Source organism: Paracnuella aquatica (genome assembly GCF_003332885.2).
Classification (GTDB): domain Bacteria; phylum Bacteroidota; class Bacteroidia; order Chitinophagales; family Chitinophagaceae; genus Flavisolibacter; species Flavisolibacter aquaticus.
This window is the reverse complement of the sequence record NZ_QOWJ01000001.1, coordinates 381,052-394,272: the sequence shown is the minus strand read 5'-3', so window position 1 is coordinate 394,272 and position 13,221 is coordinate 381,052. Positions and strand designations below refer to the sequence as shown.

Below are 13,221 nucleotides of genomic sequence, written 5' to 3'. Positions count from 1 at the left end.
GCAAAATACTAGGCCCGTGTGTAAAAATACAACTCCTTTTCATTGCTGTGTAAGGAGCTAACGTTATAATTTATTGAGTTTTAAACAAAACGGGGCGATCAGTGTGGTTTTTACGTTTAAATTTTTACAATGATTGGATTTTTGCGCCCATTGCTTCCGGTGAAAATTTTTACAAATTGGGAAATGTCGATACTTTTGGCCCGTCCATTTTACTCGGGATGTAGCGCAGCCCGGTAGCGCGCTTCGTTCGGGACGAAGAGGCCGCTGGTTCGAATCCAGTCATCCCGACATGGATGAAACCTGCTACTGTAGCGGGTTTCGTTGTTCTTAGAGGTTTGCTGTGAGCTTGTAGAATTGGGGGAAAATGGTCCCGTTAACGTGGTAAAATTAATGGTTTTTTACCCCAATTTCGACAACGCGGTGTCCTGATTGGAGGTGTGGTACTACACTCATTCATCATACAGATTGAATACACCATCTGCAGCTAAAGCAAGAACGATCATGTGAGCCTGATGGAGATGTGAACCGGATTGGATTTGAACCAATGACCTACACCTACCTTCACGTCTTGCAGTTCACAGCTTCGTGATCTTCCCGACCTTGTACCGCACAATCCTGTCCGCTCTGGATACCATGAGGTAGACGACATCGCGGGGTCTGTCCCCAAAGTAAGAAATAATGCAGCGCTCACCATCCTGGTTAACTGCCCACCGTGTGATCTCGATCTCGGTTGCTGTTTCCTTGTTGACGATCTGCTCCTTTAACGTGTACACAGTGCCGGTACCACCCACCATGAGCGTTGTGGACGTGAGCACCAGGCGCAGCCCGTCCTGTACGTGGTAGGCTTCAAACTTGCCGAAGTCTTTGGTCTGCGGATCAAACCTTGCGATCTCGATCTCGTCGACCCACAGCACGGCCTGAGCGATGACAACCTGTTTGATCACCAGCGCGAAAACTAAAAGCGTAATTCTTCTATGCATTTGACAGTGAGGTTTTGATTAAGCAATAAGAACCCGACGCTGTTACACGCCGGGTCTCTTTGAACAACAACTACAACAGGCCTTCATCCGCAAACGAGTAGTAGCTACCCTCCGCATCCAGAATGAGGTGGTCCAGGACCTTGATGTCCATGAACTTCGCCGCACTGGAAATTTTTCGGGTTAGCTCCTCGTCGGCTGCTGAAGGTCTGAGTGTGCCGCTGGGATGGTTGTGTGCAAGGATGATCGCTACCGCTGCAACCTTTAGCCCGGTGGCGAGAATCAGCCGCGGATCTGCCACCGTTCCGGTTATGCCTCCCTGTGAGGCGCGGAATAGTCCGATGATGCGGTTTCCGCGGTTCAGGTAAGCTACCACGAACTGCTCCTGTAAGCTCATTAGGTCTTGATTAAAGCCCTCGTAAAGATGCTGTGCTGCATCCGCCGAACTGCTTACCTGCGGTGCATCCTTGGGGCTCCTTTTGGGTTTGTACGCCACGGTGATCTCCGCGACGACGTGCTTTACTGCTTCCATGTGTAAAAGAAAGAGATGATGTGTTCCGTCCGTCCGCTGTACATGGTGTTGCGGACGAACGGAAACGGTGAATGAGATGGTGTTTGTGGTTAGAACGGCATGTCGACCAGCTCACCTTGCGGCTGTTGTACGCCCTGAAGCTGCAGCTTGCGCTTGGTGAAGGCTGCCATCACCTTCGGGTCGTCAGTATCGGTGGTAAACAGCAGGCTGTAAAGCTGCGACAGGCTCTCGCAGCCGTTGATCCTCCACTGTAAGGTGTCCTCCAGTTGTGCGCCACCGGTAAAGCACCACCGGTGCAATTGTGCGCCAACCTCGGTGTCCAGGTGGAAAGGCATGTTTCGAGGCAGTGTGCCGGTTTCATCCTTTACCAGGATGGCACGATTGGAACGGTCAACCTGTAGCACGGTCTGGAAGATCTGCTCAATGCCCGGTTGCTGTACCGGTTCCTGCGAGATGTTCAGCCGGCCACCACCACGAATGGAAAGCCGGGGTTTGGTGGACACCGTGCAGATAACGTGGGCATCAAGGTTGCGGATGTCCTGCAGAAACGACCGGTGGGCTTTCAGAGCATGCTGGAAGTCTCCGTTCATCCGCTCCATCAGTCCACCAGCACCGTTGTACTCCGGTGTAATGGTGTTCAGAATGATCACGTCCATACCGGCAAGCTCCAGCAGCGTCATCGCATCGAAGTACCGCTCGGCGCTGTAGGGTGCGCTCATGCCGATGGTGGTGAACATGCCGAGGTGACTGAACTTGTGGGCCTGACCGGATACGTCGAGGATACCCACCTTCCACCAGTCACCGGAAAGACCTTGTGCGATGCGGAGCGCATTGTAAGTAAGTGCTGAGAGCGAAGACCCGTACAATGCTAAACGGATCTTGCCTTGTTCTGTGGTTGTTGTAGTCTGTTGCATAAACTTGTAGTGTTTAGTTCATGCTCGAACAGGACTTGGTGATAAACCTGAGAGGTTTACGCAGGGACATGCGGAAGCTGTAAGGTTGGAAAGGTGTTTTTTTAAGCGCTAAAAAAGTTGGTGTGTGCTGTAAGACGGTACAAAAGTCCCCAGGTAAGAAGTGGTGGGGGTAGTTGAAGCGGTGAAATGGACCGGGGGTGTTAAATGAAGGAGGGTGTCACAGAGCGGTGCATACGCCGGTTTTCTCACCGTTGTAGCGATTTATGTTCTTAGTGCAGACAGGATTGTGTTCCCGTTCCTTACACGGGGATTTTGACCATCTGGCGGGTATCGCTCACAGACGCGAACACCAGTCCGGCGAGATTTCGTTGGTGCGTGGTCGTTACACTACGATGCTACCAATGCGTTCTCATTAATTCTTTGTACCATGTGCACAATCTCGTCGGCCTGGTCTTTATTAAACACCTCGATCAGTCCGTTGCTGGCGATGTCGGTAAAGGGACGTTCAAACAGTGCCTCGGGGTCAATGGTTCCGTTGACGGTGAGAAAATTGATGATGGTGTCCACAAAGCGGATCTGCTGTGGATTAAGGGCCGGTGCGTTGATGAACTGTGCAAACTCGGTTTTCGCCACCTCTACATCAAGTCCTACAATGGAGCGTATGAACCTACCGAGTGGTTGTTTGCCATAGACCTGTTCAAAACGTTCCCGTCCCCCCAGCTCACCCTGCTCAAACATCATGTTCTCCAGCAACGTCAGCTCCGAGGATGTGATCGGGATGTTCATCTTCAGCTTGTAGATCGTCATGTGGTGTTGTTGCGAACGGATATAGTGTTCAACGCGCCTGCGGTACACTTCCAGATCCAGATGATATGGATCTTCAAATTCCTTCCACGCTCCATCGTAATCGTCTTCAAAATCCGAATAGATTATGCGTCCCGAATCTTTGTCGATAAACCGCATCAAACCACGCAGGTCTTTACGCAGCCCTTCGGCCCGCATCACGTTCATGCCCGACCAAAAAGGCTTTGTCTGAACCTCGCGGATCAGACCCATCTTATCCGCAACCGCCGGAACCGATGCCTTCTTACTAAGTTTGGCGGCAAGCTCCTGTACGTTGCTCACCAGGTAGTCGCTGGCTGCACCCTTTTGTAGCAGGTTGAGCTGCAGGTTGTAACAGATTTGGTCAAATCGCTTGGCTAGTTCGTCGGTGTCGCTCTCCGTTACCAGCGGGCTGATGCTGTCGAGCAGTTCCTTTACCTCCAGTTCATCCAGTGCGTTCCAGCGGCCACCATCGCGGTACTTCTCCACCGTACGCCAGTGTTGCCGCACCAGAAAGCTCTCCTCATTGAGCGATTGTACCTGCTTTACCAGGTTTTGTTGCAGCTCGTCGCCATAGGTGCGCAGTTCGGCTTCGTCCCTGCGTTGCAGCAGCAGCGTGAGCTTCAGGCGCTGGTCGAACAAGCGCTGGCTGAGCGATTTTCCCTGTGTGCTATCGTTACCTTTTGGATTGGTGCCGAAGAACTCGAAGTTTTCGCAGAAGTCGAAGATCTTAAACTCCTTCTTGTCATCGGTTGGTGCAAACAGGTCTTTACAAAGGCGGGTGCCTCTGCCGATCATCTGCCAGAACTTCGACGACGACCGAACTGGTTTAAAAAATACCAGGTTGACCACCTCGGGTACGTCAATGCCGGTGTCGAGCATATCCACCGATACCGCGATGTGCGGTCCTTTGTCTTTTACGGAAAAGGAGTTCAGCAGGTCGTATGCATACTCCTCGTAGTTATCGATCACCTTGCAGAAATCGCCTTTGAGGTGCGGGTACTGCTTGTCGAACCGGTCCTTGATAAACAGCGCATGTTTGTGCGACCTTGCAAACACAATGGTCTTACCCAACCGGTCGCCACCGGCTACCTTGATGCCGTGTGTCATCAGGTGCGCCAGTACTTTGTCAACCGTGCTGGTGTTAAACAACCACTTGTTCAGTGCTGCGCTGTCGATCTCGTTTGGAAATTCCCCGGTAAGAGGATCGGCAAACAGTTCTTCGTATTTCTGTTGTTCCTCGCGGGAAAGCTCGTGGTACTTGATACCCTGTCGTTGAAACTTGAGCGGAACGCCGGTAGCGTTGTAGGGAACAAGGTACTTATCGACCACTGCCTGATCCAACTCGTAGGCGTAGGTTGGGTTCCCCGGCTGCATCCCAAACAAGAGGTATGTGTCGCGATCTCCTTCTGATCTTGGTGTGGCGGTTAGTCCAATGCGGTAGGCATCAAAGTACTCGAAGATGGCTTTGTAGCGATTATACACCGAGCGGTGGATCTCGTCGAACACCACCAGGTCGAAATGACCTACCCCGAAATAGCGTTGGTCGTCCTGAAAGGCACCATCGATCTGGTTGATCATCGTCTGGTAGGTGCTGAACACAACCCGTGCACGGTCGCGGGCTTCTTCGTCGTCCTCGCGGGTGATGTCGATGGAAGTGAGGTGCGGCAGGTACGAGGTAAAGTTCTTCTGCGCCTGGAAGATCAGTGCGCTGCGGTCGGCAAGAAACAACACCCGTTTTACCCAATTGCACTTGCTCAGTACGTCGATGAGGGCGGCAGCGGTGCGTGTTTTACCGGTACCGGTTGCCATCACCAGCAGCGCCTCACGTCCGCGGTTTTGCAGCACGTTGCCGACGCTGCGGATCGCTTCGATCTGGTAGTACCGGTCGGCGATTGCGGGGTCAACAGGGGCCTCCGCAAGCGGTTTGCGGGTAGTTCTGCGTTGTACCAGAAGCTGTAGTTCGTCCTTTTTGTAAAACCCGTGCACCTTGCGGGGCGCATACTCCCGGTCGTCCCACATCCAGGTTTCAAACCCGTTGGTGTAAAAAATGATGGGACGCTGCCCGTGGGCCGCTTCCAAACAGTCGGCGTAGAGTTTTGCCTGGTTCTGGCCTACCCGTGCGTCGCGGCTGGTGCGTTTAGCTTCCACTACCGCGAGGGGTTTACCATCATCGCCCCATAACACGTAGTCCACTTTACCAGGACCGTTGTTCCTGCCGTCTCCAGTGGGCATGCCCGTAACGGCGTACTCCGACACATTGTGCCCGTTTGGGTCCCAGCCGGACTCACGCAGTAAAAGGTTGATGTACAGCTCGCGGGTAATAGCTTCGTTGGGGTCCGATGGTGGCGGCACAACGGTTTGGTGTGCGTCCTTGATGGCTTTGAGCCGCTCCAGTTCGGCTTCCAGCTTTTTATTAAGTTCCTGTGTCTGATCGAACTGGGTTTTGAGCCTGTCGAGATCGCGTTTTGTTTTTACTTCCTCCGACTCCAAGGGCACGAGGTTCACGTCAAACGGCGGTACCGTGGTCTTGGTCTCGCTGTACACCCTGATGACCCAACCGGCAAACCCGTGCATGATCTGCAGGGCGTGGAGCGCTTCGGAGGGTTTCACCTTCATGGAGGTGTGCACCGCATCGTTACCGAGCTTGCGCACCAGGTTTACCTGACGGAACACAGTGGGTGCCAGCAGATCCTTGAACTCTTGCTGGTGCATGAGGGTGTTGAGTGTGGTATCGTAGGGCAGCTCCAGGTCCGCATCGTTCTCATACAGCCAGCGTACCCATTCCTCCAACGACTTACGGCAAAGGATAGCCGCATATGATGGTGCGGTGTGGACCTGTCGCTCCGCGTCTTTGAGCGTGGGTGCCAGGTTGCGAAACGGGGACTGTATGAAATCGAAGTTGGAGGTCATGAGAAGTTTTGGCTTAGCAGGTTCTGGAAGAGTTGACTCGATTGATGGACGCTGCGATTAATCACTTGAACTTGTTTAGAAAGGGATTGCATCGCATCCACGAACATCACTTGTACGGATTTCGGAGGAGCGATCAGTTGCAGGTTACTTACAATTTTCTGGTTCAAATTGCTCATGGTGGTTCCAAGGGAACTTCTTTCGAGTACGTCACGGACAGACGGGTGGGATAAAAACATCCCGAGCACTGTTGGCTCAACCTTCTTATTCGGACGGATAAACAGACTGCCTGTTCCGCATAACCATCCATTTTCTTTAGAAGTGATTACTGCACATCTACCCATCTCACCCCGTCGCCCCATCACAATATCACCACTCCGCATAACGTAGTTTCTCAATTCACGCATCTTATCCTCGGTAACTGTAAGATCAAGGTCAGGAACAATCAAGCCTCCGCGGATGTGACTCGGATTTACAAGCGGAATACCTCCCGATACGTAATCCTCCGCATGTAAAAGCGATCCGAACGGTCCGATCTGAATTAACTCAGACAATTCTCTCAAAGGTTGAATTTCCCACCCCCGCTCATTTCCTACCGGATCACCGAACATCTCGTAAAAGATGGACAGCGCCAGCTCGTCGTACTTCTGCAGCAGCTGTTGGTCCTTCTGTCGTAGCGCATCGGCTTTGTCCAGCGTGTCCGCGATCTGTCGCTGGACGGAGAGCGATGGATATTCGAACTTGATTGTTCGTAGAGCTTGGTTGTTTAAGATTGGAACAACAGCATTGTTTGCAACGTCTGAAAGTCGTTTTTTATTAACAACAAACCAGTAATATGCGAATCGAGGATCAATGTCCAAATTGAACTTCAACGCAGTGATTTGCTGGTTTGCACTGGATGGCTGCGACAAAATCCCACAACGACCTATTTCACCGATACAAGTAAGTAAGATGGATCCAGTTGGAAACAACACAGCTTTTTTATCGGCAACAGCTTTTTGTGAAACCGACCGAATTGACTTTCGTAGAAGTTGTGTACTACCGATGTCACTTGGGTTGAACCAATTAACTTCTCCCCCAAAGTATTCAACTACCTTTGTTGGTGGTGTCTTGCCCGTCTGGATACTACATACCTCCCCAAGCGTTGCACTCTTCCACCTCATCGTCCAACCGCTTTATAGTCAACACTCGGTTCCGCAACCATCGCAAACGACTCCTCACCTTCAAGCAGCATCGCTTTCAGTTCGCCCAGGAGTTCGCGGCGTTCTTCATCCAGTGCTTCAATCTGCGCGATGATCACCTCCGGCTTGTCGTACTGCTTTTGCTCATACACTACTTCCTTGTACCGGTTGATGGACAGGTCGTAGTTGTTGCTGCGGATCTCGTCAACAGGCACCAGAAAGCTCTTGTCGGTGCGCTTCCGGCCCTGCTCTCCATCGAGCCCTTTCCACCGCTGCACGATGTCGGGGATGTCGTTTTTATCCGGTTGTGGCGTACGCTTGTCGTCCAGGCTAAACCCGTCCCTTTGCATGTCGTAAAACCAAACAGCGTCGGTACCACCGTTCGTGGTCTTGGTAAAAAAGAGTGCTGCGGTGCTCACCCCTGCGTAGGGTTTGAAAACGCCGGACGGCATGGAAACCACCGCTTGTAGCTTGTGGTTGTCGATGAGTTCTTTACGGATCTGCAGGTGCGCCTTACTGCTGCCAAATAGTACACCATCGGGAACGATCACAGCGGCACGTCCACCAGTGCGCAGACCTTTCAGGATCAGTGCAAGGAACAGCAGCTCGGTCTTTTTACTGTCCACCACGCTCAGGAGTGCAGGGTCCACAGCTTCGCGGTCCAAGCTACCTTTAAACGGCGGGTTTGCCAGCACGATGGATGCCTGTTCGGTAAAGTCGCGGTTGTCTTCACTCAGTGCGTCTACGTCCTTTAGGTGCGGGTTTTCGATCCCGTGCAGGATCAGGTTCATCGCACCAATGCGGATCATGGTCGGGTCGAACTCCATCCCCATAAACGCACTGTTCTGAAAGTGGCGTTGTACTTCGGGTTTGAGGAGTTCGTTGCTATAATGCTGGCGCAGGTACTCTCCACTGTAAACAAGGAAGCCCGAGCTGCCCGCCGAGGGATCACAAATTACGTCCTCGGTGGTTGGCGCCACCATCTCCACCATCATCTTGATGATATGACGCGGCGTTCTAAACTGTCCGTTGGTACCAGCGGAAGCGATCTTGCTCAGGAGGTATTCGTACACGTCGCCCTTTGTGTCGCGGTCCGACATGTCGATGCTATCGAGCATATCTACCACCTGTGCCAGCAACCGCGGTGTGGGGATCATGAACGTAGCGCCCTTCATGAACCGGGAGAAGGCAGCATCTGCTTCACCGTACCCCTTCATAAAGTCGAACACGCCGCCCACCTTGCGGAAGGCTTCAAACATCACCTCGGGGTCGTCGTTCTTGAAGTATGACCAACGCAGCGGGTACTGCTCTGAGGTGTATATCGGGCTGTCGATGGATTTCTTGAGGAAGGCTGCTTTTTGTTCGCGTTGTGTGTGCAGCTCGTCGAGGCGTCGTATAAAGAGCAGGTAGGTCATCTGCTCGATGACGGTGATGGGGTTGCTGAGACCGCCGGTCCAGAACGCTTCCCACACCTTGTCGATCTTTGAGCGTAGTTCTCCGGTGATCATAGACGGGTTTTGGTTTGAGTGTTCAAATATATGGGATTGACCCCATCCGCGGGACCGGAGGCTTTCTGATCGATACGAACACTGGAAATTTTCCGTCCGTCCGCTCACCCATGTATTTTGAACGGATGGAAACGAACCCGCACCATCTCAACCGGTTTTCATCCCCACCTTTTGCATCCAGGATACCTCCACGCTGTACACGCCAAAGTCGTCCACCACCTTTCCTTTTAGCTGGTAAAAACCGGCACCGGTGATCGGGTAGCGGTCGGCAGAGTCGGCAAAATGAACTGTGTCTAACCAATCCCCTTTCGGGTCGATGAACGTACCGAAAAACATCAGTTGACCGTTCACCGTCCGCACCGGTTTGCGGGTGATGTAATAAGCCATCAGCTCCACCTCGTTACCAAGGTGGGCGTCCAGCTCACTGGCTCCTACGAATTTCTGACGATCAAAATCCACAAGCGAGAAAGGATCACAGAGCGGGAACCCCAGCAGCTCGATCTCGTCCAGCGCATCTTCTATCGCAGTTTGCTGCAGTACCGGCAGCTTGAACTCCACGGGCTTTTCTTCCTCAGCGAACAGGGTTGCCGCCTCCTGTCGCTTGAGTCGCTTGTGTAAAAAGTTAGCTTCCCACAACAGCTCCTTTTTGTTCTTGCCAGTGAAGCGGAACGCACCGATGCGGATCAGCACGTTCAACTGCTCACGTCCGGTGCCGGTGCGCTCCATGAAGTCGGACAGGCTCAAAAACGACCCGTGAACAGACCGCTCGTCCAGCAGGCGCTGTATTGTTTCCTCCTCAAGGCTTTTAACGTGGGTAAAACCAATGTAGACGCCTTTCCCTTGTAAGGAAGTCAGGGTGTTGCTATTGTTTACACATGGGGCATACACCTTCGCTCCGCACCTGCGCAATTCGTGAAAGTAAAGTTCGGTGGAGTAAAATCCTCCGAAGTTGTTGATCACCGCCACCATGAACTCAACAGGGAAATACGTCTTCAGGTACAGGCTTTGGTAGCTCTCTACAGCAAACGATGCGGAGTGTGCCTTTGAGAACGAATACCCGCCAAACGACTCGATCTGCCTCCAGACCTCTTTAGCAATGTCGTCGGGGTGTCCGAGCTGCTTACAGTTGGTAAAGAACTGATCCCTGATGCGCTCAAACTCTTTACGGCCGCGGTACTTGCCACTCATCGCACGGCGCAGCACGTCGGCTTCTCCCATGTCGAGACCGGCGAAGTGGTGAGCGATCTTGATCACGTCCTCCTGGTACACCATCACCCCATAGGTTTCTTCCAGCAGCTCCTTCATTTTGGGATGCAGGTACTCGAACTTGTCGGGGTTGTGGAAGCGGTAGATGTACTGCCGCATCATGCCCGATTGCGCAACACCGGGACGGATGATCGAACTGGCCGCAACGAGGGTTACATAATCGCTACACCGAAGTTTTTTGAGCAGTTGGCGCATCGCCGGACTCTCGATGTAGAAACAACCGATGGTATCACCCTTTCTTATCTGGTCGGCAACCTGTCTGTCCTTCTTTAACTTTTCCACTTCGCGAATGTCCACCGCGATGCTACGGTTTTGCCGCACCAGATCAATGGCGTCCTTGATGTGTCCAAGACCCCTTTGAGAGAGGATGTCGAGCTTGTATAGTCCAACCTTCTCCGCAACAAACATATCAATCTGAGTGGTCGCAAATCCTTTTGGCGGCATCTCCAGCGCCGTGTACTGGCAAACGGGTTCTTCGGAGATGAGCATTCCACCGGGATGGATGCTCGGGTAGTTGGGAAAGTCGGTCATCAACGAACCGTAGTAAAGAATGAGCCGCTGGATCTTGTCTTCGTTAAGCGTCGCTTTCGGGTTGGCTGCAATGGCATCTATCTCGTGTTTGGGAAGTCCGAAGACCTTTGCCAGCTCTCTGAGCGTTGCGTTGTACTGGAAGGTGCTCACCATCCCAAGTAGCGCAACATGCCGCCTACCATACCGTTTAAACACATAGTCGATGATCTCATCGCGGTCCTTCCAGCTAAAGTCGATGTCGAAGTCCGGCGGCGAGGTCCGGTAAGGGTTCAAAAACCGTTCAAAGTACAGGTCGAGATCAATCGGGTTTACATCAGTGATGCCCAGGCAGTACGCAACAATTGAGTTGGCACCGCTACCACGACCAACATAGTAAAACCCCCGGCTTTGTGCATACCGCACCAGGTCCCAGGTAATGAGGAAGTAAGCGTTAAAACCGAGCCTGTTGATGATCTCCAATTCCTTTTGGACGCGTTCCCCTGCCGTCCTGTTATTCGTGCCGTAACGGGTACGCAGACCGTCCAGTGCAAGCTTTTCCAACAGGATGCGGTCGTCTTCCGCGGTTGCTGAGAACACCTTTTTGTTCTTGTCTGTGTCAAGCTCCATCTCACAGTTACAACTGTCGAGAATGGTGAGTGTGTTGGTGACGATGTAAGGGTGCTGGCGGAACGCACTCAGGATTTCCGCAGGTGTGAGAAAGTGCTCGTCGGGACCAGCAGTTTCCGTTGGACATTGTTTTGACAGCAGCTTGTTGTGGTGGATGGCGCGGAGCAACCGGTGCAGGTTGTAACCCACTTTGTTTTTGTAGGTCACCGGCTGCAGCACCACCAGCTTATGACGAAGTGCTACACAATCAGTAGTAAAGAGTTTGTTTACCTGTGAAGGACGCACCCCCACCAATTCGTTTGCCGACAGCTCGAAAGTCAGTTGATGCAAGGCATAAACCACCCATACGTTCTGCGAAAACTGTCCCCTTGTAGGAAATTCGGTCTGTTCCTGGAGGTGGTGGGTTAGAAATGTGTTGATCTCCAACAAACCGGTCTGGTTCCGGGCGAGCAGCACGTAACAGAACGTGTCACCGTTGCGGACCTCGACACCGAGAACAGGCCGCATCCCCTTGTCTTTACAGGACTGGTAAAAGTCCCAGAGGTCGGACGTGTTGTTGATGTTGGTGAGCGCCAACGCAGCTACACCGTGCTCCACAGCTTCCGCAATAAGATTCTCGGTGCTGAAAGTCCCGTACCTGTAACTGAAGTATGTTTTGCAGTTGATGTACATAAAGGGGATTAAAGGAGTCCGCTTGCTCTCATGATCAGAAACCGTCCATAGCGGTGATTGAGACCGTCAAGTGCCTGATACAACTTGATCATCTCGCTGGTATCGTCAAAGAGATTGATCTGGTAGTTGCCGGGTACGAGGTGGCTGAATTTGACACCCAGCAGGCGCACCAGTAAACGCCGGTCGTAAAGCTTATCGAACAACTCGCGGACCTTATCCAGGAGAAGATGATCCAGCGCTGTATAGGGAATGACGCACTGCTTACTAAGGGTGTCGAAGTTGGCGTAGCGAACCTTCACAGTGACGCATCCCGTTAGCTTGTTCTGGTTGCGTAGTTCGTGCCCGATCTTTTCTGTCATCTGGACGAGCTGAGCCTGCATGAAGCGAACGTCGATGGTGTCGTTTTGAAAGGTGTGCTCTGTGGAGATGCTTTTGCGCTCCTGGTACGGAACAACGGGTGTTTCATCTATGCCGTTTGCACGCCTCCACAGCTCTGTACCGTTCTTACCAAGGAGGTTTTCCATCATCTCCTGCGGTATCTCACTTAACGTTTCAATGGTATGGACGCCCATCTGTTTCAGGAGCTTTCCGGTCTGTGCACCAACCATCGGCAGCTTCGTAACCGGTAACGGTCCAAGGAAAGATTTCTCTTTTCCGAGAGGTATCTCAAGCGCACCGTTCGGCTTGCCTTCATCGGTTGCGACTTTACTCACCGTCTTGTTGACCGATAGACCGTAGGAAATAGGAAGTCCGGTTTCTTTTGTGATGGTCTGCTTGAGTTCTCTCGTGTAGGTGCTGCACCCAAAGAACTTGTCCATGCCCGTTAGGTCGATGTAGAACTCGTCGATACTGGACTTCTCGAACTGCGGCACTTTCTCCCGCACGATGTCGGTAACGAGGCGTGAGTACTTGCTGTAAGAATCCATGTCACCACCGAGAACAATGGCTTGCGGACAAAGTCTACGCGCCAGCTTCATTGGCATCGCGGAGTGGACGCCGAACTTTCGCGCTTCGTAGCTGCATGCTGACACCACCGCACGGTCGCTGTGTCCACCGATCAGTAGCGGCTTTCCTTTGAGCTGGCTGTTTTTCAGACACTCCACGCTCACGAAAAACGTATCGAGATCAAGATGCGCGATGGTCCTGTGGTCGGTTTGGTGCATAAAGAAGTGAGAACAAATGTGCTGCCAAATTACTAAAGTTTTTAGCAAACAGGTTTAAACTTTTTACGTTTAAGCGAAGACGTTAGCAATGAGCTTATCTGTATGACACTGTAAATCAGCGGAGTAGAATCAGCGTTGG

The 13,221-nt window shown here is 52.3% G+C and carries 8 protein-coding genes and 1 tRNA gene; 1 reads left to right on the top strand and 8 read right to left on the bottom strand.

Going from position 1 to position 13,221, the window contains the following annotated elements; all coding sequences use genetic code 11:
- Positions 1–214 precede the first annotated feature (214 nt).
- Positions 215–288, top strand: a tRNA-Pro gene (locus DRJ53_RS01750).
- A gap of 287 nt (positions 289–575) precedes the next feature.
- Here DRJ53_RS01750 and DRJ53_RS01745 read toward each other — a convergent pair.
- The 8 genes from DRJ53_RS01745 to dinB all read right to left on the bottom strand — a co-directional run bounded on the left by DRJ53_RS01745 (position 576) and on the right by dinB (position 13,082).
- Positions 576–980 carry a hypothetical protein gene (locus tag DRJ53_RS01745; protein ID WP_114233858.1) on the bottom strand — a complete coding sequence of 135 codons (405 nt, stop codon included), beginning with the start codon at positions 978–980 and terminating at the stop codon, positions 576–578.
- Positions 981–1,050: 70 nt separating this feature from the next.
- On the bottom strand, positions 1,051–1,509 hold the full coding sequence (locus tag DRJ53_RS01740) for a JAB domain-containing protein (protein ID WP_114233857.1): 459 nt from the start codon (positions 1,507–1,509) through the stop codon (positions 1,051–1,053).
- 89 nt (positions 1,510–1,598) lie between these two features.
- On the bottom strand, positions 1,599–2,423 hold the full coding sequence (locus tag DRJ53_RS01735; protein ID WP_114233856.1) for a DEAD/DEAH box helicase family protein: 825 nt from the start codon (positions 2,421–2,423) through the stop codon (positions 1,599–1,601).
- Positions 2,424–2,810: 387 nt separating this feature from the next.
- Positions 2,811–6,158: a DEAD/DEAH box helicase family protein gene (locus DRJ53_RS01730; RefSeq protein ID WP_114233855.1), complete on the bottom strand. Its 3,348-nt coding sequence runs from the start codon at positions 6,156–6,158 to the stop codon at positions 2,811–2,813.
- A complete protein-coding gene (locus DRJ53_RS01725; protein WP_114233854.1) occupies positions 6,155–7,318 on the bottom strand; it encodes a restriction endonuclease subunit S in 1,164 nt (387 codons plus the stop codon). Before DRJ53_RS01725 ends, DRJ53_RS01730 begins: the two co-directional genes overlap by 4 nt.
- Positions 7,315–8,844 (bottom strand): type I restriction-modification system subunit M, encoded by a 1,530-nt coding sequence (locus DRJ53_RS01720; protein WP_114233853.1) that lies wholly within the window; start codon positions 8,842–8,844, stop codon positions 7,315–7,317. Before DRJ53_RS01720 ends, DRJ53_RS01725 begins: the two co-directional genes overlap by 4 nt.
- Positions 8,845–8,991: 147 nt before the next feature.
- Complete coding sequence (locus DRJ53_RS01715; protein WP_114233852.1) at positions 8,992–11,919, bottom strand: DNA polymerase III subunit alpha; 2,928 nt, start codon at positions 11,917–11,919, stop codon at positions 8,992–8,994.
- A gap of 8 nt (positions 11,920–11,927) precedes the next feature.
- A complete protein-coding gene (gene dinB / locus DRJ53_RS01710; RefSeq protein WP_114233851.1) occupies positions 11,928–13,082 on the bottom strand; it encodes a DNA polymerase IV in 1,155 nt (384 codons plus the stop codon).
- Positions 13,083–13,221 lie beyond the last annotated feature (139 nt).